17 protein-coding genes and 1 tRNA gene are annotated in these 23,231 nt (G+C 56.7%); 6 read left to right on the top strand and 12 right to left on the bottom strand.

Annotated elements, in window-relative coordinates; translation table 11 throughout:
• Nucleotides 1-216: 216 nt before the first annotated feature.
• Nucleotides 217-293 (bottom strand) — tRNA-Pro (locus IP76_RS03000).
• A 312-nt stretch (nt 294-605) separates the two neighbouring features.
• On the opposite strand from IP76_RS03000, the gene IP76_RS02995 reads away from it, so the two are divergent.
• From IP76_RS02995 to IP76_RS02970, 6 genes are all read left to right on the top strand, one after another.
• On the top strand, nt 606-1,022 hold the full coding sequence (locus IP76_RS02995; RefSeq protein WP_054156690.1) for a hypothetical protein: 417 nt from the start codon (nt 606-608) through the stop codon (nt 1,020-1,022).
• Between the two features lie 434 nt (nt 1,023-1,456).
• Nucleotides 1,457-1,717 carry a hypothetical protein gene (locus tag IP76_RS02990; protein WP_054156689.1) on the top strand — a complete coding sequence of 87 codons (261 nt, stop codon included), beginning with the start codon at nt 1,457-1,459 and terminating at the stop codon, nt 1,715-1,717.
• 189 nt (nt 1,718-1,906) lie between these two features.
• Entirely contained in the window at nt 1,907-4,702 is a 2,796-nt protein-coding gene (locus IP76_RS02985) for a M16 family metallopeptidase (RefSeq protein WP_054156688.1), read from the top strand.
• 85 nt (nt 4,703-4,787) lie between these two features.
• The gene (locus IP76_RS02980) at nt 4,788-5,309 is read left to right on the top strand and encodes an RNA polymerase sigma factor (protein WP_054156687.1); all 522 of its coding nucleotides are present in this window, start codon (nt 4,788-4,790) and stop codon (nt 5,307-5,309) included.
• A 95-nt stretch (nt 5,310-5,404) separates the two neighbouring features.
• Entirely contained in the window at nt 5,405-6,430 is a 1,026-nt protein-coding gene (locus tag IP76_RS02975) for a FecR domain-containing protein (RefSeq protein ID WP_054156686.1), read from the top strand.
• A gap of 124 nt (nt 6,431-6,554) precedes the next feature.
• A complete protein-coding gene (locus IP76_RS02970; RefSeq protein WP_156318454.1) occupies nt 6,555-9,521 on the top strand; it encodes a TonB-dependent receptor in 2,967 nt (988 codons plus the stop codon).
• Nucleotides 9,522-9,559: 38 nt separating this feature from the next.
• On the opposite strand, the gene IP76_RS02965 is transcribed toward IP76_RS02970, so the two are convergent.
• The 11 genes from IP76_RS02965 to IP76_RS02915 form a co-directional block, all read right to left on the bottom strand.
• Nucleotides 9,560-10,435: a phosphate/phosphite/phosphonate ABC transporter substrate-binding protein gene (locus IP76_RS02965; RefSeq protein WP_245281369.1), complete on the bottom strand. Its 876-nt coding sequence runs from the start codon at nt 10,433-10,435 to the stop codon at nt 9,560-9,562.
• The gene (locus IP76_RS02960) at nt 10,432-11,355 is read right to left on the bottom strand and encodes a fatty acid desaturase (RefSeq protein WP_054156683.1); all 924 of its coding nucleotides are present in this window, start codon (nt 11,353-11,355) and stop codon (nt 10,432-10,434) included. The genes IP76_RS02965 and IP76_RS02960 overlap by 4 nt, the downstream gene beginning before the upstream one ends.
• Before the next feature lie 200 nt (nt 11,356-11,555).
• Entirely contained in the window at nt 11,556-12,500 is a 945-nt protein-coding gene (locus IP76_RS02955; RefSeq protein WP_054156682.1) for a glycosyltransferase family 2 protein, read from the bottom strand.
• On the bottom strand, nt 12,497-13,315 hold the full coding sequence (locus IP76_RS02950) for a glycosyltransferase family 2 protein (RefSeq protein WP_054156681.1): 819 nt from the start codon (nt 13,313-13,315) through the stop codon (nt 12,497-12,499). The genes IP76_RS02955 and IP76_RS02950 overlap by 4 nt, the downstream gene beginning before the upstream one ends.
• 2 nt (nt 13,316-13,317) lie before the next feature.
• Complete coding sequence (locus IP76_RS02945) at nt 13,318-16,257, bottom strand: glycosyltransferase (RefSeq protein WP_054156680.1); 2,940 nt, start codon at nt 16,255-16,257, stop codon at nt 13,318-13,320.
• Nucleotides 16,254-17,498, bottom strand: a complete 1,245-nt coding sequence (locus IP76_RS23245; protein WP_054156679.1) for an ABC transporter ATP-binding protein — start codon at nt 17,496-17,498, stop codon at nt 16,254-16,256. The genes IP76_RS02945 and IP76_RS23245 overlap by 4 nt, the downstream gene beginning before the upstream one ends.
• The gene (locus IP76_RS02935) at nt 17,495-18,313 is read right to left on the bottom strand and encodes an ABC transporter permease (RefSeq protein WP_054156678.1); all 819 of its coding nucleotides are present in this window, start codon (nt 18,311-18,313) and stop codon (nt 17,495-17,497) included. Before IP76_RS02935 ends, IP76_RS23245 begins: the two co-directional genes overlap by 4 nt.
• A gap of 283 nt (nt 18,314-18,596) precedes the next feature.
• A complete protein-coding gene (gene cysN, locus IP76_RS02930) occupies nt 18,597-20,504 on the bottom strand; it encodes a sulfate adenylyltransferase subunit CysN (RefSeq protein ID WP_054156677.1) in 1,908 nt (635 codons plus the stop codon).
• A complete protein-coding gene (gene cysD / locus IP76_RS02925) occupies nt 20,504-21,406 on the bottom strand; it encodes a sulfate adenylyltransferase subunit CysD (protein ID WP_054156812.1) in 903 nt (300 codons plus the stop codon). The genes cysN and cysD overlap by 1 nt, the downstream gene beginning before the upstream one ends.
• Nucleotides 21,407-21,524: 118 nt before the next feature.
• Nucleotides 21,525-22,292, bottom strand: a complete 768-nt coding sequence (locus IP76_RS02920) for a glycosyltransferase family 2 protein (RefSeq protein WP_054156676.1) — start codon at nt 22,290-22,292, stop codon at nt 21,525-21,527.
• A gap of 1 nt (nt 22,293) precedes the next feature.
• Nucleotides 22,294-23,229, bottom strand: a complete 936-nt coding sequence (locus IP76_RS02915; protein WP_054156675.1) for a GDP-L-fucose synthase — start codon at nt 23,227-23,229, stop codon at nt 22,294-22,296.
• Between the last annotated feature and the right edge of the window lie 2 nt (nt 23,230-23,231).

Raw genomic sequence — 23,231 nt, 5'->3', positions numbered from 1 at the left:
AAATTCACATTGAACGCAACGATTTACCAGAAGCGACTATCGTCGAACATAAATGCGCAGAGCCGTTATGGTTAACGATTATATGCAATATGTGCAACCTATAAGGTATTGAGCTCAATGGGATTTCGCCTCGAAACCCAAGTCATTACGAGCCGTGTAACGGCGTTTGGCGAACCAATTATAAGCTGGGGATAGCGTCGGGATCGCTCTATTAGCTGGTCGGAGTGGCAAGATTCGAACTTGCGACCCCCACGTCCCGAACGTGGTGCGCTACCAGACTGCGCTACACTCCGTGACCAGCGGCGCCTCTATAGACCAGTGATTTTCTGAGCACAAGCAGGCATGTGCAGATTCATCGCAGAAATTTGATGAAATCATGACACCCCAGTCGGGCCAGGGTATTGCGGATGGGAGGCCGAGATCGGCAGCATGGCTGCGGCCGTTGCTGAGAAGCACCATGGCAAAAAATTCGCACCCGCAGTCACACCGGTGATACCGCCCGTTTCAAATTGAGTCTATTGCAGTGCGGAGCAGCGCTACCGGCGGCGCGCGTCAGATGGTGGAGCCGGATGAGCATTATGAAGACTGTAAGGGGCAGTGTGACAATGAATATGCGTTTTGGCATGGCCGTATCGCTGGCAGCCGCATTGGGGCTGGCACTTGCCGGCTGCACGACGACCGCATCGCCGAAGAACGAAATCGAGACCCGCTGGGTGGGACAACAGGCCGGTGCCTTCTTCGCCAAGTTCGGCCCGCCCGCCAGCGACACGGCTGCCGGAAACTCGACCAATTATGTCTGGCGTGGCGGCAACAAGACGCGCGTCGTGCCGGCGACCTATGAGGAGCTGGAAGGCGGCAAGCGCGGCAAGCTTTTGACCCAGGCGCGTACGGTCTATCTGCGTTGCGAAGTGCAGCTGACTGTGTCTTCCGACTACGTCATCCGTGGGATCCGGACGATCGTCGACCGCCCCGGCGTTGACGGTGGCAAGAGCTACTGCGCGGAATTCCTGGCCGGCGCTTAATTGCCGAGGCACAGATGCGATCATTGGGCCTTCGCTCCTTCGGGTGCGGAGGCCTTTTCATAAGATGCTGCAGCCGCGAGGCGGGCCCAAAATCCGGACGACAGATCAAAAGGAAAAACGGCTTTCCAGTCATGCGGAGGGAGGCCGCCGTGGATGACGTCCTCCCTGGTACGCAAAACTGAAACCGGTGCGCTTCTCGACGCGAGACCTTGATGGAAGCCGCTCTGTTATAAGGACATCGCGGTTAACAGATGCCTTACGAGCGCAGGATTTTATGCTTAATTTTCAGTTACCTGCGCATAAATGTCAAAATCGCATGACAGGCATCGGCAAGGTTGGAAAACCCATATTTTCCGGGGATTCCGGGGGCAGCTTCCGCTCGCTCGCTGCTTCAGCACTTGACGATGTTCTTTCTTTGTTCTTATTGTCCTGGCATGACCCAAACGATCGATACGCTTGGCAAGGCGCTGCGCCACAACATGCTGGTGATCGCCACCTGTCGCGATTGCCAGCGTCAGGCGCGATTTCTGGCGAGTGACCTTGCCACTTTTTATGGTCATGGCCGCGACCCCCGGAGCCTGAAATTCCGCTGCACGGATTGCGACCAGCGAAACTGCAAGGTGACGCTGATGGAGAACCCTTATGATCGCACGCCGGAAACGGTGATCTGGCGGCCGGTCAAGGTGAAGCTGTAGTCGGGCACCATGCCCGCTCCATGAGATTTGCAGGACTGAGCAGAGGCACCTGGAAGTCCTATCTCCCTGGCTGCCGGTAGGTTGCCCCCATCTAAAAAAGTTGATAGGCGCGTTCATCTTTGAACTTCGCGCAGCAAGTCGGCCTCGATCGAGCTTGCTCCCACGCGAACGGCATGCGGTATTTTCAAGATGTTTCGACGCCTCCTTGTTGCGATCCCCCTCCTCCTTCTGACAACGCCCGCGCCTGCCGCAGATCCCGGCTGGGATCCGCGCATTGCGACGGGACGACTGGACAACGGGCTTCGCTACTTTCTGCATGACAGTGGCAAGGACAATGATCCTTTCAACATCCGGCTGATCGTACATGCCGGATCGATCGACGAGGCGGTGCCGAGCGGTGTTGCGCATATTCTCGAGCATATGGTGTTCCAGTCGAACACGGCGCGTGGCCGATCGATGCATGCGGAGATCGAGGCGCTGGGCTGGCGCACCGGCGTGCAGGTGAATGCGGTGACGCGCGAAACGGAGACGCAGTTCATGCTCCGGACTCGTCCCGATGATGCGCTCGATCTTGCCGCCTCGCTGAAATTTACCGCGGATCTCGTGCTTCAGCCCTCGCTTCGTGCCGATGATTGGGAGAAGGAACGCTTCGTCATCCTGGAAGAATTGCGCCAGACGGAAAGCCTGCCAGACCGCGTCAGCCGCCTGAAGAAGGCAGCACTGCGGCCCGGTTCGCGTTATGTCGATCGCCCGACCATCGGCACCGCGGCTGGGATTTCAAAGACCTCGATCGCTGATATCCGCAGCTTCTATCAGACCTTCTACCGTGCCTCGAACATGACGCTGATCGTTTCCGGCCGCTTCGACACGGAGACGGCGCGACGGGCTGTGGAACAGGCCTTTGGCGCGGCACCAGCGCGTGAGGCACCGCTTCGCGACTATCGCGTCCTGCCGCTAAAAAAGGGGTTGAACGTGGCACTCGTGCAAGACCCCAATGGTTCCAGCTCGCAGGTGACCTATGCTTTTCGCGTTGCCATGCCGGACCGGCTGACGGAGGCGGGTCAGCTTGCCTATCTGCAGCAGTATTTCCTCACCCGGCTGATCCGTGATGCTGTGGAAGCCGAGGCGCCGCACCACAAGGACGTTGCGGAGGCCCTGACATTTGTGACGCAGGAGCCGACGGAAGAGCGGCTCATCCTGGCCTTCAATGCCCGCACCGAGACGCATGGCGTGGCGACATCGGCCATCCTCGAGACGGTGGAGCGTCTGCGCCGGGAGGGTCTGTCCCGCACCGGCTTCGAGGCGCTGCTCAGCCGCGCCCGCCAGGTGAACGAGAACAACCGCGAAGCCGCCGAAAGCCGGAGTTATGCGGATTGGGAGGACCGGATTGCCTCGGCCGTGCTGACCGGCTCCGTGGTCGATAACCCGGCGACACGGACGCAACGCACAGCCGCCCTGTTCGACCGCATCACGCTGGAGAGCCTGAACGCCCGCCTGCGCGAGCTCTTATCGGCCGAGGACCAGGTTCTGTTCTACCAGGTTCCGGGCGGACGCAATGACGTGGCGCTTCCCGCCGTGGAGGCGGTGACGGCCGAACGCGACCGGCTGGCGGCCATGGATACGCTTCCCGCACATGCGCCGCTGGCCGAGGCCCCGCCGGCGGAAATCGCGCCAACTTGGCCGGCCGACCTGACGGTGGAGACCTCCGGGCGTATCGTCAGCGAAACACGCGCCACTGATCCTGATGTCATCGAATGGCAGCTTTCGAATGGCGACACGGTGGTCTGGCTCGTTCGGGATACGCCTGATGGGAAGGTCTATCTGTCCGGGCAATCGCTGCCCGGCTTCCGCAACAGCGAATTCGGCAGCATTGCATCGCAAGCGGCGTTGCAGCTCTTCACCCAGAGCGGTTTCCGCTTCTGGAACCAGACGCAATATGATCTCTGGGCCGATGCGCAGACGCAGCGCTGGAGCTTCGCGCTGAAGGATGGGCATCTGGATGCGGGTATTGCTGCCGCCGCCGCCGACCTGCCGGCGCAGCTGCGGACCTATGCCGCGACCCTTGCCTATGGCGCGGTGCGGCCCGAGGCGGTGGAGGCCATGCGCGAGCAGATGGGCCATGACGACAATGGCAGCGCTGATGACAGTGAGGACAAGGCATCCGCGATCCGTGAGCAGCTGCTGTATGGCAGCGCATACGAGGATAGCGGCAACCTTGATACGCTCGCGGCCCTCGCCCCGACGGAGATGACGCGGATTGCGGATGCCCATCTCGGCCAGCCGGTGACCTGGTATGCGGTCGGTGCGGCACCGGATAAGGCCATTCGGACAGCCTTCGCGAGCGTGATCGGTGCCGTGCCACGCAAGGCCGTGCTGACGCCAGACATCGCCCTGCAGCAGCCGGGGCGGCATGCAGTGAAAACGCAGGTCTTTGCCGAGAACCGGGCCCGCGTCGAGATCTCCTTCTATGCGCCCCTGGACTGGACGCCGGAGGCGAGCTTCATCGTGTCTTCGCTGACGCCGCTTGCACAGCAGGGCCTGAAGAAGGAATTGCGCAATGTGCTCGGCGGCATTTACAGCCTCGAGTTCGAACTGGCGCTGGAACCGGATCAGGACCGGGCGATCGGCACGCTCGGATTCTATTGCGATCCTGATCGTGCCGACGAACTGACACAGGCGGCATTGGCCGTTCTTGACCGCATGCCGGAAATCGCCCGCGCCGCAGATACGGACAAGATGCGTGCCGACATCGCCTTTGCCGAAGGCAGCCGTCTGACAGACCCGAACACCTGGCTCAGGCGGCTGGCGCTCAGCTATCGCCGCTATGGCGATGCGGGTTATCTCAAGCGCATGCAGGGGCTGGGCGAGAAGATCACGCCGCAGCGGCTTGAGGCGCATGCGAAGCACATTTTCCGGACCGAGAATGTGGCCGTGCTGACCAAGCTTCCACTCGCGACCATAACCGGCAAGACCGAGGTCGAATGATCCTTTTCGCCGTGGTCCGAAACGCTTTGCCGCCATCTTTATCCGTGCCGGGGCTCCTCCCCCGCCGGGCCTTGAGGATGCGCGGATGAGCACGGACACACAGCGCCTGGACGACGCCTATCTCGGCATGCGGCAAACGCTCTATCGGGTCATCCTGCGGATCGTGCGCGACAAGGCCGAGGCCGAGGAGCTGACCCAGGATGCCTATCTTCGGGCAAGGCGGGCGCTGGATCAGGGCAGCCCGGCCAATATCGAGGCCTTTCTCTGGCAGACCGCCCGCAACCTGGCGCTTGACCACATCCGCCGCCGCAAGGTGCGCGCACTGCATGAGCCCGCCGATTTCGGGGCTGTGGAGGCCACCGTGGTGGCCGACCCGCAGCCCAGCATCGAGGACCAGACGATCCAGAAAGATCTCGTCATGGCCTTCAATCGCGCGCTTTTGAAACTGCCGCCCAGGGCGCGCTCTGTCTGGTGCCTGAGCCGGATCGATGGGCTTGCCTATCCGGACATTGCCAGGCGGCTCGGGGTTTCGCCGAATACCGTGTTCAACGACATGAAGATGGCGATGGCCGTTCTCCTCGAAATCAAGGAGCGGCTCGACCGATGATGCGCGGGTGGAGAATGGCGCGACTACAATTTTTAGGAGAAATTTCATGTTGAAACGTCATTGCATATATCGGGACATTTTTTCGGAAGGCCGTCATGTTTCCATCCACTGACGAGGAGCGGGGTTCAGGATACCGGCATGCCGATCCCGTCATGGATCAGGCGCTGGACTGGTTCTTGAAGCTGCGGGCGGAGGATGCCGACCCTGAGGCCTTCGAGGCCTGGATTGCCGGACACCCCGACCGGGCGGCGGCACTCTCGCGCGTGACGGCTCTGTGGGACTGTCCGGAAGTGGCCGCGGCAACGGCGGAGGTGGCGCGCAAGGGCCAGACCGCACAGACCGCGGCTGCCGCTCCGCCAGAGCCTTTGCGCCCAAGGCGGCGTGTTGGGTTTATCGCCGGTTTTAGCCGCATCTCACCGGTCGCCCTTGCCGCGTCGCTTCTCGCAGCCGTGGCGCTGACGACCGTGGATCGCGACTGGTTTTTCGCGTTTCGCGCCGATCATCGCACCGGTGCGGGCGAGATTGCCACGATCACCCTGCCCGATGGCTCACGCATGCAATTGAACAGCCGCACATCCGTCATGCTCGATTTTGAAGACGGCCGCCGTGCCGTGCGGATCATCGAGGGCGAGGCCTGGTTCGAGGTGGCACATGACACGGCCCACCCCTTCACCGTGACTGGCGGTTTCGGGACAGTGGAGGTGACCGGCACGCGGTTCGACGTGGCGCGCAGAGACGAGGCGGATGTGGTGCATCTGGAAAGCGGCGGGGTTCGCCTCACCCGCGACGAAGATGGCGGCCAGACGCTTGCGATGACGCCCGGACAGACCGCAGCCGTCAGCCGGTCGGCGATCTCTATGCTGCCGGATGACGACACAGACATCCGGCTTTCATGGCGCGAAGGCTGGATCCAGCTGTCCGGCGTGCCGCTTCGCCAGGCGCTGGCCGAAATCGGCCGCCACACCGGCGACCGCATCGTGACACTGCCGGGTGCTGCCCTCGACACGCCGGTCAGCGGCAGTTTCCGGATCGAGGCGGCAGAGGCGGCAATCGAGGCGGTTACGACCGCCGCCGGCGCCACACTCGACCGACTTCCCGGCGGAATTCTAATCATTCGCTAAATCATCAAGTTTTTTTGTGAGATCCGCTCCCCTCACACGTCATCCCGTTCAGAGCCGTTGCACATGAGGTGCGGCGGCGGGGTGACAACAGGGTGACAAGGCCTTGTCAGAGGCCGGGATTCAGATGGCAGAGCGTAGCGTATCCTTCGGCAGGCACAGGCTTGCCATGTTCATGGTGTCCACGGCATTGGTCTTAGTCATGACCGGCGCGACAGGGGGCACGACCGGGGCAAGGGCACAGGATGCCGCTCAGAAACCCGCCGCAGCCCAGAGGGCGACGACCGCAAGATCCATCTCCATCCCCGGCCAGTCGCTCGATGCGGCGCTGAAAGCCTTCACGCGCCAAAGCGGCTGGCAGGTCGGTTATGTCACGGCGCTTGTGGCCGGCCGCAGCTCGCAGCCGGTTGCGGGTGAGACCGATCCGCTCGCCGCCCTAAGGACGCTTCTCGCAGGCTCCGGCCTCGACATCCGCGTCACCGGCGCCCGCACCGTCTCGCTTGTGGCCGCAAGCTCCACTGACGCGGCCGGCGTCGACGCTGATGGTTCGACGGTTCTGGAGGAAATCACCGTGACCTCTTCCGGCGGCGGCGTGAAGCTCGGCACCGACAGCGCCGGCGATACCGGAACGACGGTCATGGATTCCACCCAGGTCGGCATCCGCGCCGATGGCAGCGGCGATGCCAACAGCTTCCTGCGTGGCCTGCCGAATGTGCAGTACCAGAATGACACGAATGACGAGGCCGGCGTCGATAGCCAGGCGATCCTCAATACCAAACCGCAGGAATTGTCGATTTCCGGTGGGCGGACCTACGAGAACAATTTCATTCTGAACGGCATCGGGATCAACACGGTCACGGGGACGGAAGAGCCCTATGATCAGGGGAACCAAGGCGAGTTGTCGGACGCGAACAACAGATACGATGCCGACCGAATTTATGGCCTGCATTCGCAGACGCTCTTCGTCCCGACGGAGTTTGTCGAATCCGCCACCGTGATCGACAGCAACGCCTCGGCCCGGTACGGCTCGTTCCAGGGGGGTGTCGTTGAATACAAGCTGAAGTCGCCCGCGACCGACCGGCTGAGGGCGACAGCCTCGGTGGAATATGAGAGCGACGCGCTTGTTGAATATAATCTGGCGACCAAGGATGGGCTTAATCCCAACAATGTGAAAGAGCCGGAATTCTACAAGAAAAAGAAGGCCATCTCGGTCTCAGGTCCGATCACCGACAATATCGCCGTTATCGGCCAGTACAGCGTCACGGATGCCTGGACCAACAAGGCCAAAGACTACATTTACGGCGACGAAGACGTTGAATCCGAATCGAAAAACGAGTTCTATCGCTTGCAGGCCAATGCCGAGACGGATTTCGGCACGTTCAAGCTGGAGGGCCTGCATACCGATTACAGCCAGGATTTCGAGTCGGCCAGCTACCGGGACCTGGAGATCGATACCGCGACCCAAAGCTATGCCGGAAAGCTGGAACACAGCTATGATTTCGAGGATTTCTCGCTTGGCGGCATTGCCCTTTCCAATGTTTCGCTGACCAGCAAGCTGACAGCTTCCAAATCCGATGCACTCAACCTTGGCGGCGACGATACCGTCCGCAATTGGCAATCCACCTTTTTCCGCACTATTTCCGGTGTCACGAAAAACGTGTTTACATCGACCATGCTGGATGACTGGTGCAGGGTCGATCCGAGCTCGACGACGACCACCTCCTGCCGCGAAGGCGGAATGGGTTCCGAGCGCGGCCAGGGGCAAGAGCGCTACACCTGGTCACAGGATTTGGCCGGCGATGTCTGGAACGGTACGTTTCGCACCGGATATGAATTCGGCTTTACCGAAGCACATCGCTGGCGCGCCAAGGACTATGTCAACTACACCTACCGCGTCGCAGCGTCCTATACGAGTGGCCCGAATCTCTGGCAGAATGGCAACGGCGTCAAAACCTTCACCTGCAACACGACCGAGGAATGCTATGCGGAGCAGTTCGCGGCCACGAAAGCAGTCTACAAGGCGTATGATCTCACGGCCCAGATCATGCAGGCGAACAGCTATCTGGAACTCGACCAGACCTTCGACTGGCTGAATATTCGCCCCGGCATTCGCCTCGACTATGACGATTATCAGGGCAACCTCAACATCGCACCGCGTCTGGTCGCAACCGTGACCCCGATCGAGGATTTCAGCATTTCCGCCGGCTACAACCGCTATTATGACGCCGCCAACCTTGCTTATGCAGTCCGCGACCAGCAACCGCGCATCATAACTTACATAAGGACACCGAGCTCCACAGGTGTCGTCGGCAATTTTACCACCACGCCGACGCAGACCTATTACTCCCTCGACGCTTCAGATCTGAAGACGCCTTATACGGACGAGTTCACCGCTGCGATCAACTTTGTCGATCCGCTGACCGAGGGGGACTGGCGCTTGCGCTACATGCACCGCAGCTCGCGCGACCAGTATGCGTCGTCAACGCCGACCTCGACCTCCTACGTGCTGACCAACAACGCCGAAGGATCCTATGATTCCTTTACGGCGGAATATGCCAAGCAATTGCCGACGGCAGCCTGGAACCCGGCGGACAACTCCGTGCTTTCCGCATCGATTACCTGGGCGGACAACAATGTCTCGGCCGACAGCTATTTCGTCGACGAGGACGATCTGGAGGACCGCATCTCCTATAAGGGCATGTCGTACACCAAAGCCGGCTTCAACGCCATTACCGGCAATATGGATATTCCGCTTCGCGCGCAGGTCGGGCTTTCCGGCAGCTTCTTCGAAGAACGACTGAACCTTGGCGTCAGCGCCAACTACAACTTCGCCTATGACGGCGTGGCCGAGACCGGCGACACGGAAGACATTGACGGTATCCAGCACGACATATGGGACGACAAGGCCTTTGCCGCCGTTCTGACCGTCGATCTCAGCGGTTCCTACAAGGTGGCCGAAGTCGATGAGCATGGCCTGACCCTCAACTTCAAGGTGGCCAATGTGTTCAACGAAATGGGCAATGCCACCACCAAATCCGGCCAGCCCTGGGTAATCGGCCGCACCCTTTGGGTCGGCGCTTCGGCTGAGTTCTGACGCCAGTACTCTGGCCCGGTCCACCCCGGGCCATCCCCTCACCGCACTTGGCCATATCCCAAGGCGATCGCCTTCTCTTCCAGGGCCAGCAGCGCGTCGTAATCCGTCTCGTCGAGCACGGCGATACCTCTGAGGCCGAGGATTTCCCGAGCCTCGTCAAGCTCTGGCGCGGTGACGGCAGTGGCGAGCGCTTGGCGCAGGGCGGCAAGTTCGGTGTCGGATGTGTCAAGCCGGGTGATGAAGGGGAGCGACGGGCCGGAGGGTGTGTGCGCAAGGATCTTCAGGCCGTCGATCCCGTCCGGCGCATGGCGCTTCAGAAGATCATAGGTGATGCAGTCGATCGCGGCGAGATCGGCGGCGCCTTTGCGCACCGCCTCCAGGCTGGCCAGATGACCACCGGTTTCAACGACGCCTGAGAAGAACGGCTTGCCGTGTGCATGCGGTGCCACGGCGGCGCGCAGGAGATTATAGCCGGAATTGCTGATCGGCTCATTGATCGCCGCGACCAGGCCGGCGCAGCCGGACAGATCCGTGGGGCCAGCATCGGCCCGCATGACGATGACGCTGGACATGGACGGCCCATCGCAGCCCGGCGCATCATAAAGAGGTGTTGCCACGAGGCGGACCCGGCCGCGCAGGCGCTTGACGTATGGAAAGCCGCAAGTCTGGGCGAGCAAAAGCCGGGGATCGAGCCAGGCCGCATCATGGGAGAGCGTGGCGTCCAGATGATCCGGCACATCGGCGAGCCCCGCTTCGCGCAGGCGGGTAGCCAGGAAGGCCCAGAGGCTTTGCTGTGCCTCAACGACCACGGATGGTGCGACATACATGGCAAGGCTTGCCAGCCGCTTGGGCGACGCTTCTCTCCCGTTTGCCCCCCGGTGTGCGCCCTGGTGTGGGGCCAGTTGCGCGCTCACGGATATCTCGGATGGGTCGGGTCGTCGTGCTTGCGCAACAGGAAACGGCGGGCGACGTCGAAATACCCGCGATAGACGAGGCCGCCATTCAGTCGCACGAGAAAATCCCGGTGTTTTTCATAGACACGCGGCAGCATGTACCAGGGCAGGCCCGGAACACGATGATGCAGCACATGCAGGTTGTTATGAAGAAAGAGCAGGCCGAAAACGGGGCTCTTCTCGACGATGGCCGTGCGCTCTTCATGATTGTCGGCAAAGCGGTGCTCGGCATAGGAGCGCAGGCGGCCCAGTCCGGTGCCGGCATAGATGAAGCCGAAGAAGAACAGAAGGAAGGGCATGTCGCAGACCACAAGCACCCACCACAGGACGATGGCGACACCGAGCGCATGTCCAGCCCAGAGGCGGCGGCGATCGCCCTCGCCGCGGATCACCATCAGGCCTTCGTGCCAGAGGAAGGAACCGAGAATGATCGCCGGCCCCACCGTCAAACGACCGGCCAGCGTCAGGTTGAACTCGCGGAGCCCCCGGCCGAACCAGCCGAACCGCTCCCAATCTTCCCGGGTGAAATAATAGGATTCCGGATCCTCGATCGGATCAGTCAGATGCTCATCGCGATGATGGGCGAGATGGCTTTGCTTGTAGACCCTGTAGGGCAGCCAGAGCGAGATCGGCACAAGGCCGATCGCATCGTTGATAAACGTGTGGCGGGTCGGGTGATTGTGGATCACCTCATGCTGCAGCGAGCCATGCCAGGCAATCAGCCAGGCGCCAAGCGGCACCAGAATATAGAGTGGGATCTCCCGCCAGAACCAGGTGAGCCCCAGGAAGCCCCCATAGATGACAAGGGCCAGCACCACCGTCTGCCATTCGATCCGCGCGATGCGCGGTAATGCGATCTCACCATCGGCAAGATGTGCCATGCAATCCCCACAAACGAGTCCCCTATGAAACACAGGGTATCCGGCTCTTTGCGAAGATAAAGAAAAAATCGCGGCGTCCGACGGCGCAGACAGAGAATTTTATTGGCTGGGGCGCCAGGACCATAATCCAACGACACAACCGACCCAAGCGTCGCAAGCAACGTCAAGATCGCAACGGGCACGCCACCTCAAACCATCCATCATGCGCCCCGGAAAATCCGCCACTTCAAATCCACCCAGATATGCTTCAGGAGAAATGGAACCATGGCTTTGTGAATCTGCTGCTGCGTCGGAACATGACCGTGGATCCGCTGGCGGATACGGTTCATTTCCTGAAACCCGATCTCTGAAATCTCGGCAGAGGTCTTTTGTTGTTGATGAATACGAAAGGCGCCCATGAAACGGGGAATATGCGCGAATTTCGCCCCGGCATCCCGGAAGCGGACCAGAAGATCCCAGTCCATCGCAAACCGGAAGGACTCATCGATCTGCCCACCAACCTTTTCCCAAATCTCCCGGCGCCAAAAAAGCGTCTCCTGCGGCACATAATCTGCCCAGGATAAAATGCTCGAATCGTGACCGGGCATGATCCAACGACCGATTTCAAAACCGTTCTCGTCAACAATGATACGATTACCATAGACCACATCCACCTCAGGGTGATCTGCAAAATATCTGACAACTGTTTCGATGGCTCCGGGTAGAAGTAGGTCGTCCGAGTTTAACCAGCCCATTAAATCACCGCTGGTCCTTTTAAACCCCTTGTTAATCGCGTGAGATTGGCCCTTATCCGGCTCAGATATCCAACCGGACAGTTGACTTTCGTAGGTTTTCAAGACCTCAAGCGTATTATCATCTGAACCACCGTCTTCTATGAAATATTCAAGATTATGGTAATTCTGGCCCAATACGCTGCGGATTGTTTCACCAAGATAATGCCCTTGTCTAAATGACGGCGTTACCAATGAAACGCGCGGGGCGGCATCAATATCAAATGCCTCCCAATTTTCTTTATCTGTAATCTGGAGAAGCGGTCGCGGTGTGTATTGATGAAGCACGCCCAGCCTAGGCCCTAGCAACCGCCAAGCCTTATGTTTAAGCCTATCCAACTTCAGTATCTCGGCAAATGGAATTGAAACACTCATCCCCAGAGTTCTCCCAATTTGAACCCGATGCCTGGCGGCAATCCTGGGTAGGATCGGCCGCTTACAGCAAAATTTGCCGAACGAGTTCGCACACTGGACTGGAACAACTCACCCAAATACTTTACCGGCTTTATATCATAACGAACATATACGCGCCTGATCTCCTCTAGCCCCACCGAAGCAAGTTGCGTAGTAGTCTTCGCGTCATCGTGCATTCGAAACGCTGCCAGAAATCTGTTCACACGCATGAATTTACCCGATCGCATAAAGCGAACGAACAAATCATAGTCCATCGCAAATCGATATGACGGATCGATGTTACCTTCTCTTTCAAAAATCCGACGACGCCAGAAACAGGTCTCCTGTGGTATCAAGTCCCATCGTCGCATCAAAAAACTACTATGTGGCGGAAGAACCCAGTGACCTTTGACAGTACCGTCTGCATCGATGATGCAACGGTGCGAATAAATTACATCAACATCCGGATTTTTTTCAAAAAATTGCACAACATAATTCAAGGCACCCGGCAAGAGGACATCATCGCTATTCAGATAGGCCATAATTTCACCGGTCGTCTTCTCAAAACCGCATGCAATTGCAGCACTTTGACCACCGTCCGGCGCCGTCTGAAAGTATGAAAACCGGGATATGTACGGCTCGACAACATCTAAAGTCTCATCTGAAGAGCCACCATCCATCAAAACATACTCCAAATCTGGGTACCTTTGATCGAAAACCGAGTCCAATGTTTCTTTTATATATCGCCCTTGATTAAACGAAGGGGTAACAATGCTGATGCGTGGAAGACTTTTCATGCTCAATACTCTCGCATTACGACATAGATATAGTCACCGCGACCGAATCGGTCATGCAAGACCTTCTTTGCTACCGAAATTTTTATGGCATTTTGGGCAACATGGCTGGGAACATCGACTTCGTGAGATACAGCCCCTCCCAGCCCTTCCTCATTCAGCATCAGGCTCATACACGTCCAATATGCGTTAGAGAATGTTCTGGACGACAACGCCCTCAATCCGGCTTGCTTGGCCAGCGAATACAAACCATCGCGAGAAAAGATGTGCCGGTGATAAGGCAAATGCCAATGCGCCCACGTCGGACCAAACCATTTAACTTCGGCGGAGTTCAAGTTGGGCGTACTCATCACAATCACGCCGTCAGGGGCCAGCAACAAGCGCAAGCGACGTAAGACTTGAAGAGGATTATCGACATGTTCGATGGTCTGCCCCAAAAATATGACGTCAAATTGCAAACCAGCATCAATCACATTCGGGGCATCTTCTACATGGCAGTTCCAAACTTTATGACCTTTCGCTTCCGCAATTGCAGCAGCTTTAGGATTGGGCTCTAGTCCATAGCCTTTCCAGCCAGTTTCCTTTGCAATCCGATCGAGCAACGCGCCCTCAAAACACCCGGCATCGAGGATGCGCGCGCCCACATTCAACCGCACCCCCGCTGATACCAAGACGCTCTCGAATTCTGGCAGTGTATTATCTGCCCACAAATTCGGAAAAAATCGGGAGAGGCGGTGAAGGGGAAGATGCACCACTGCACGACGCACAATATTACTGCGCCCAAACCCCCTATACGGAGAATTTTCGCCACCCTTTTTCAACTCCACGGGAGGAGAGGAGTAATTTCTTTCGTATAGCCCGTCGAGATATTCAAGTTTAATCTTCGGATGAGCAACCGCGACCTTGGCATCATCATCGAGATACACGTAGGTGAGAACGTCTTCACCGAAACGCGTATCGGGACTACAGAACAAGAACCTTGACAGTGAACTACCGTCAATAGGGTTAGTCGGACCAACATCGGCTCGATCGGGCAAAATACCAGGAGGTGGCGGCATGTTTTGAAAATCGATCGGGTAGTAGAAAGCATCCGAACTTTGAAATCTCGCAATCTTCTTTGAGAGCTTTCGTATCAGCTGGTGGACTTTCCATATACCTCTCTTCAGACTGGAAACGCCGGCAAGGAAGTCGTGGATTGCAGTCTCCTGCTCCCGTGCGTACGAAATCATATCGTTACTGAGCTGCCCAGGGCGCAGCCTAAAGCAACTCACGCGCCCCTTGCGGTGATGGAACTTATATTGAGCGGAAAGCCGCAGCCAAAAATCGAAATCGCCCGCGAGCTTGAAGTCCGACCGGAAGCCGCCGACAGCACGATATGCGCTACTGCGCCAAAAGACGCCGTCTTGAAACAAGATATGCCCGCCAAGTAGGTCTGCTGTACCTACACGTTTGGGCTGGTCGAGATTGCAGAACTTCCAGTTCTCGAACAGAACATGGTCGCTGTGATATATAACTTTTTGATCGGGGTAACGAGCGAAGTGCTGGCCTACACCCCTTAACGCTCCGGGTTCGAACGTGTCGTCAGCATTCAGATAACAAAAAATGTCGCCTGTCGCCATTGAGAAACCCTTGGAAAGGGCGTCGTACATTCCCTTATCACGTCCTGTAACGAGGCGAACATTACGGTCTCGATAGGCGTCACGCCCTAGGATTGAGCGAATTACGTCAAGGGTTCCATCAGTTGACCCCCCATCTACGATAATATATTCAATATCAAGATAATCCTGATCAAGAACGGAAACAACCGCTTGCTCAATAAATTCTACACAATTGTAGCATGGCGTTACGACGCTTATCCTACCAATTGCAGAATACTTCTTCCTCGTATTAAGGCGAGTTAGAGCCACCGTGGCAATATGCTCTAGATAGTTGCGAGGCCGCAGGAGGCTCCTCGTGGCCTCTAACTCTTGCCTTGTAGCCTTCAAAGTTGACTGGACTCTGTCTGCTTCATCTAGAGCCTCTTGGTACAAAGCTTTAAATTCGGCGGCACTTTTAGATGCCAGGACGCCGTCTCTCTGAATTTCCTGCGCCTTTTCATATGCCAATTCTGCCGCTGAATCGTCTTCGGGTGCACGGCTATATTCGAGCGCCGATAGGTATTCATTTGCATACCCTAGGCTTTCAAAGCCACGGCGGCCGAGAGAGTTTACAAGAGTTGCAACATCGGCGGGATCAAAAATCTCTTTCCAACGATCGACAGATTTACTGTGCAGCGTTGATGTATTGATTATTTTCTTGTCTCCAAGACTTGATGCACCAAGATGATTTAACTCCAATCTTGTCTCTTTAGTAATTTTAATCGGATCGACACCTAGGTATTTAAAAACAGCATTCATAACCGCCGTTGGGTCGGACACAAGAGCCTCATACCGAACTACCATGATGTCTTGCTGCAAAAGGAGGTCGGCAAGCCTTCTAAAACCCATCACATAATCGAGATAGAAAGGGGATTTAGCTCGAGCAGACAATATAGCGGGAATATCTACTTCCCACGTATCCTTATATGACGCCGCAACATCCAAAGGATTTCTAAGTAAAACTATCTTCCTTGCATCAGGCACCATATCGATGACATCTAAACAGTGAAAATTTCGCGGTGTCTTGTCTATAAAGATCTTTTTGCCAACCTCCCGAAGACGCTGCTCATAAACGGCTTTGGCGGCTGTTGCCCGCATCCTATTTGAGTCAGCTCCTAGGAAAGCTGCTACGGCTGTATGCATCAGCACTGAGTCCGCCGGATGTTCTGGATATACATCTCCCAGCGACTGAGCTGCCAGCATGAACCAGGGTTCGGCGGGGCAATGAATTTCCGGATGCTGATTCAGCAAAACTGAAAACAACGTGCTGCCGGAGCGCGGTGTCGAAAGAATGTATCCGATGCTCATTCTACAGTGACCGATCCTCGAAGGTTTACCATACCAAAATAACTGCCCGCCTCTGATGCCCTTACGCGGAAATGGGCACAATCAACCATCCGATGGAGAAAGTGGTCCTGTCCCTCGTTTGTTTCACTGACACCGACGGTCAGGAAAAAATCGCCGACCGGGAGAACATTGCGCTCCGGCTTGAACGAGAATTCTACAGTCTGCCCAGGGCGGCCATGGATGAAGGACCCATGCCTCATATGCGTATTGGTTGCATATATGACCTGCCCCTCGGTGTTCATGATCTTGAAGCCGAAAACACATTTGGGCACATCGTCTGCAAACGTAACCTTGTAGGTCAATGAAAAAGGAGCGTCGGAATCTATGACTTCAACGGGTTCCCCGCGCCCATCCAGGACCGCGACATTGTGGATGCGGGCTTTTCCGTTGCCATATTCATTTCGCTTCGACGCAGGTTTTTCGGATCTGCGGGCTTCCTTGTTACTGGCGTCAAGATCAAATTCATAAGCGGCCGAAACCTCAGCCGGGTCACCCATGGCTTTGAGGCGTCCATCCTGGATGTAGATCGCACGATTGCAGATACGCCGAACTGTTTCCAGCGAATGGGATACGAAGAGAAGAGAACCGCCGCGCTCGATGAAATCCTCGATACGGGCGTAACATTTCCTCTGAAACAGCGCGTCGCCAACCGCCAGAGCCTCATCGACGATCAGGAGATCTGGTTCCAGGCATGTCGAGACCGCAAAGGCGAGCCGCATTGTCATCCCAGATGAGTAATTTTTAACGGGCTGATCAATGAAATCGCCAATTTCCGCGAAATTCAGTATCTCATCCATATATTCCGATATCTGTCGGCGGCTGAAGCCAAGTATCGCACCGTTCAGGTAAACATTTTCACGACCGGTGAATTCCGGATTGAACCCACTGCCAAGCTGAAGCAGTGCCGCAACCTTACCAGAAACGGAAATTGTGCCGGTGGAAGGCGCGACTGTGCCGGTGATAATCTGCAGAAGCGTGCTCTTGCCTGCACCGTTGCGGCCCACAATACCAACAGCTTCACCACGGTGGATCGAAAACGAAATGTTCTGGAGCGCCCAGAATTCCCGATCCGTGCCCGTATCGCCACGCGTGAAAAGTTGACGAAAACGATCACCGGCGGATTCGTAGACCCTATATTTCTTCCCGATACCGGCGGCGTTGATCAGAACATCACTTTCACTTTGAATACGGTTTTCCGTCATACCACGTCTCCAAATCCGCGGCGGATCCGTTGGAACCAGGCAAAACCGATGATGGCGACAAGCAGGGAAATCATTAGATACACCAGATACGAATGAAGCGAGGGAACAGTCCCGTTAATCAAAGTGCCCCTGACGCCTTCAATGACAAAGGTTAGCGGATTGAGGTTGAGGACGGGTCGAATGGCCACGGGGACAGCGCTTGCCGGATAGAAGACTGGCGACAGGAAGAGGAGGCCAGCCGAAATGAAACTGACAAGCTGGCCGAGGTCTCGGAAATACACCGTCGTCGCGGCGAATGCCCAGCCAATCCCCAGCGCGATCAAGCATAGCGGGAACATCAGCAAGGGGATCAAAAGGACAGCAGGATGAAGGCCATGATGCGTGAAGGCCCAAATACAGAGCAGAAGCCCCAGACTTATTGCCGAATTAAAAAGAGACGAGAAGAGCGAGACGATCGGCAAGATTTCCAGCGGGAAGACGATCTGCTTCACATAGGATGGATTTCCGACGATCAAATGGGGGGCGCGCATGATCACCTCTGATATCAGCCCATGGACCACCAGCCCAGCAAACAAAGTCAGCGCAAAATCGAACGTTGATTCACCGGCAATTCCCCATCGGGCCCTCAGGACAATGCCGAATACAAACGTGTACATTGCCAGAGACAGAAGCGGACCTATCAAGGACCAGAGGATTCCAGCAAAAGACCCCCGATAGCGCGAAGCGACGTCGCGCATTGTTAGCTGAACGATCAGTTGCCAGTGCCGAAAGAGAGATACACACGCAGTCACGGGCGAGATTGAAAAATCTTTCATGCATCCAACATTGGGTACGAGAACCTTGCGAGCTTAGCCGTCTGTGTCATGTCCAGATCTAACGGATACGCCACGCCAAATCTGAATGCGCTATGTTGTGGCGCAGGCCTGTAATTGGCCTCTGACGTGTCTCCGGCTACCACGGAGACGCGGCATGGCACCAGGTCTCTGTTTCCACGCAATTGCAGAGGCAAAGCCGGTCCGCACTTCTGCGCGAATTGCTCTTGCGTTGAAGCCAATCCGATTGAATTCAAACAGGGCTCAGCGGTCGATTGGACAATCTTCATGACTGAACCTCGGACGAATGGGCTGCCAAATAATCCCATACCCTTGCAGCCAGATCGACTGGCTCCGAATGCTGAGTTTCAAGATGAATTTCTGGCTTCTCCGGTGATTCATAAACGGAGTCAATGCCGGTGAAATTACGTATCTCGCCGGCAAGAGCCCGCTTGTAGAGCCCCTTGGGATCGCGGCGTATGCATTCCTCCAGGGGAGTATCCACGAAGATCTCGATGAACTCCCCCTTTTCCATCATGTCCCTGGCCATTTGCCGTTCCGAGCGGAAAGGGGAGATGAAGGACACAATCACAATAAGCCCGGCTTCCGTCATCAACTTGGAGACTTCGGCTATGCGGCGGATGTTTTCTACACGGTCGGCGTCGGTGAAACCGAGGTCGCGGTTTAGACCATGACGAACATTGTCGCCGTCGAGCAGCATGGTGTGAAGGCCCTCGGCATGCAACAATTGCTCCAGACGATTGGCAATCGTGGATTTGCCGGAACCCGACAGACCGGTGAACCAGAGCACCTTGGGGATCTGCCGTTTCTGCGCAGCCCGGAAAGCCTTGGTGATATCAAACGCCTGCCACTTGATGTTATCAGAACGCCGCAGCGCAAAATCGATCATGCCCGCACCCAGCGTGGCATTGGTGAAGCGATCGATCAGGATAAAGTTTCCCGTGGTACGGTTTTCACGGTAGGCGTCGAAGGCAATGGTCGCTTGAAGAGAGATATTGCAGACGCCAACCTCATTCATTGCGAGTGACCGCGCTGAGGCATGGCTTAGCGTATTGACATCGATGCGGTGCCTCAGACTGCTGACACTTGCCGACACCTGATCACACTCGGTTCGCAAGACATAACTGCGACCAGGAACCATCGGCTTCTCGTCGAACCAGACTACATGCGCTTGGATCTGATCGGCCAGTTGCGGTCGCTCATCTGGTGACGACAACATATCTCCACGCGAGATATCAAGCTGGTCTGAAAGGACCAAAGTAACTGGTTGCCCTGCCAGAGCGACCTCCAGGGACCCGTCCATTGTGACGATCTCGCTCACCGTCGAGGCGCGTCCGGACTTTGCCACGACGACCGGATCGCCAACTCGAATGCTGCCTGAGGCAACTTCTCCATTGAAACCACGAAAATCGAGGTCCGGCCGTGTCACGGACTGTACCGGAAACCGAAACGGCTGCCTTTCTGGCGCCTGGCGATCGGTTATCACCTCTTCGAGATAAGTTAGCAGCGGCGGGCCCACATACCAAGGCGTATGCGGTGATGCAGCAATCACATTATCTCCAAAGCGGGCTGACAACGGAATGGCGGTGACTGTTTCGAAACCCAGGCTTTCGACAAAACTCCGATAATCGGCAGCGATGGAATCGAACCGCGATCGCTCGAAGCCGACCAGGTCCATTTTGTTCACCGCGAGCAGGACATGGCGCACCCCCAACAGCGAAACGATGAAACTATGGCGGCGGGTCTGCTGCAAAATGCCGTGTCTGGCATCCACCAGGACGATCGCAAGATCGGCAGTTGAGGCGCCCGTTGCCATGTTACGCGTATATTCCTCGTGACCCGGTGTATCGGCCACGATAAATTTCCGCCGTTCGGTCGCGAAAAACCGATAGGCGACATCAATAGTGATGCCTTGCTCGCGCTCGGCCTGCAGCCCATCAACCAGAAGGGCGAAGTCAAGATCTTCGCCAGCAGTGCCATGGCGCGCACTATCCGTTTGGAGGGTTGCAAGCTGGTCCTCGAAAATCTGCTTGCAGTCATAGAGGAGGCGTCCAATCAAAGTGGACTTACCATCATCAACAGACCCACAAGTAAGGACTCGCAAAAGTGACTTAGCTTCCCGCCGACACAGATGGTCGGGGACCGTGCTACCTCTATCGGAGGCCTGATGCATCAGAAGTACCCCTCCTTCTTCTTGAGCTCCATGGCCCCCTCTTCGTCTCGATCGATAAGGCGGCCCTGGCGCTCCGAAGTTGTCGCAGTGAGCATTTCCACCACGATGTCCTCAAGGGAAGTCGCATCGGATGGTATCGCACCGGTGAGCGGATAACAGCCGAGGGTGCGGAATCGCACCTTCACCGTCTCCACGCTCTCGCCTGGACGCAGCTTCATGCGGTCATCATCCACCATGATCAACATCCCGTCACGCCGGACGATCGGCCGTTCACGAGCGAAATACAAAGGAACGATCGGTATCTTTTCCCGCTCGATGTATTGCCAGATGTCCAGTTCGGTCCAATTGGAAAGCGGAAACACCCGTATGGATTCCCCGGGGTTGACGCGCGTGTTGTAGGTCTTCCACATTTCAGGGCGCTGCCTCTTGGGATCCCAAACATGCTGGTCGTTTCGGAAAGAGAATATGCGCTCCTTAGCCCGGGACTTTTCTTCATCACGTCGCGCCCCGCCGAATGCGGCATCAAATCCGTACCGTTCCAGAGCCTGACGAAGACCAAGTGTCTTCATGACGTGGGTATGGTGGCTTGATCCATGCAAGAAGGGATCAATTCCTTCGTCAATACCGTCCTGATTGATATGAACGATCAGATCCAAGCCGAGCTCCTCGACGGTCCGGTCGCGAAAGGCGATCATCTCGCGAAATTTCCAAGTCGTATCGACATGCAGAAGCGGAAATGGAGGAGGTGCGGGGAAGAATGCCTTACGTGCCAGGTGAAGCATCACCGACGAGTCCTTCCCAATCGAATAAAGCATCACCGGCTTGGCACAGCACGCCGCCACCTCACGGAATACGTGAATGGATTCGGCTTCCAGTCGCTGCAGGTGCGAGATCGACAAAATTGGGAACTCCACATCTGGTTTGGCAAACCGCAACTCGGCAAGCCTCAGGACTTTGCAGGTCAGGGACATTTCCAAGGCGACAGAGCCTCGGCCAAGGAATGGTGAGGCACCTACCTGCTCAGCCTCGCCTGTTTGCTATACGGTTCAACAGGGCCTTGTACCAAACAGCATACGGCTGGGCGAGCCACCATTTAAGGGGCACTCGCCCGTAGTGCTTGCGAACAGTACTGATGGCCTCATCATAGTGTCGGCGCCGCAAACTGCTGGTTTTCGTCTGCTCATGCTCGCGATTAACGGCGACGAAATCATCAACATAGTGAAACGCTCCTTTGCTTCGATAGAGTCGCCACCAGAGATCATAGTCCATCACCATATGAAGCCTTGCATCCAGGCCGCCCACGCCCTCCCAGGCAGAACGGCGTATCAACGTGGCAGGCTGAGATACGATGCATCGCAGCGCCAGCCGGTGCTCGGAAAACGGTTCGGTCCAGACAGGCGATCTCGCCCCCGTTCGTTCTGCAACATTCAATGCGCGGCCGTATGCCACGGGCGCAGTAGGTTCGTCCTTAAGCGCCCTCAGAAGGCGTGACAGCCCGCCCGGCAGAAATAGGTCGTCGCTGTTGAGCCAGCACACATATGGAGCGCTACCTCGACCTATGCCCTCATTGATAGCAGAAGCCTGACCATCGTCCGCATGGCTTCTCCAACCGCTTAGTTTGGACTCCCACCGGCGAATGACGTCAAGTGAGCCATCCGTGGAGCCGCCATCCATCAGATAGACTTCCACAGGGATATCCTGCGAAAATATGGACGTCAGCGCCTCGTCGAGAAATCGCCCTTGGTTGAAGGACGGAACAGCGACCGTAACCAGCGGCTGATCCGCCATTTCAAGTTTCGCTTAGGTTAGACTGGAAATCTGCATAAGCCTTGGCGATCCCGTCACGCAATTGGGTGGTGGCAGACCATCCGAGATCATTCATCCGGTCCACATTGAGGAGCTTACGAGGCGTTCCATCTGGCTTTGTGCTGTCATACGAGATCCGGCCCTCAAAACCGACGACATCCATGACCGTCTCGGCGAGTTCTCGGATCGTCACATCCTCGCCGGTCCCGATATTGAACAGGCCATCGCTGACGCCCTTCTCCATCAGAAAGACGCAAGCGTCGGCCATGTCGTCAACATAAAGGAACTCTCGCATGGGCTTGCCGGATCCCCAAACAACCAGTTCCTGATCGCCCCTAAGCTTCGCCTCGTGCGCCTTACGGATCAGTGCGGGTAGAACGTGGCTGTTGCTAAGATCATAATTATCATTGGGGCCGTAGAGATTCGTCGGCATCGCCGAAACATATTGCGTACCATACTGGCGATTGTAGCTCTCGCAGAGCTTCACCCCGGCGATCTTGGCGATTGCGTAAGGCTCGTTGGTCTGCTCCAGCGGCCCCGTTAGCAGATACTCCTCTTTGATCGGCTGCGGACAGTCTCGCGGATAGATGCAGCTAGAACCGAGAAACAACATTCGGGTTACACCTGACTGCCAGGCCGCATGCACTATGTTTGCCTCAATCATCAGGTTACGATAGAGGAAGTCGGCTCTCAGGGTATTGTTGGCATGGATCCCACCAACCTTGGCTGCCGCCATGAATATATATTCCGGCTTCTCTTCACCTAAGAAATGCGTGACGTCCCTCTGATCGACAAGGTCAAGTTCGGCATGTGTCCGCGTGACAATATTGGAGTAGCCGAGACTGGATAGTCGGCGAACAATTGCCGAACCGACCATGCCTCTGTGCCCGGCAACATAAATCTTTGCGTCTCTGTCCATGA

Origin of the sequence: Rhizobium sp. AAP43, assembly GCF_001296045.1 — a bacterium.
Lineage (GTDB): Bacteria > Pseudomonadota > Alphaproteobacteria > Rhizobiales > Rhizobiaceae > Allorhizobium.
The sequence above is the reverse complement of the archived record's forward strand: the minus strand, read 5'-3'. Positions and strand labels throughout refer to the sequence as shown.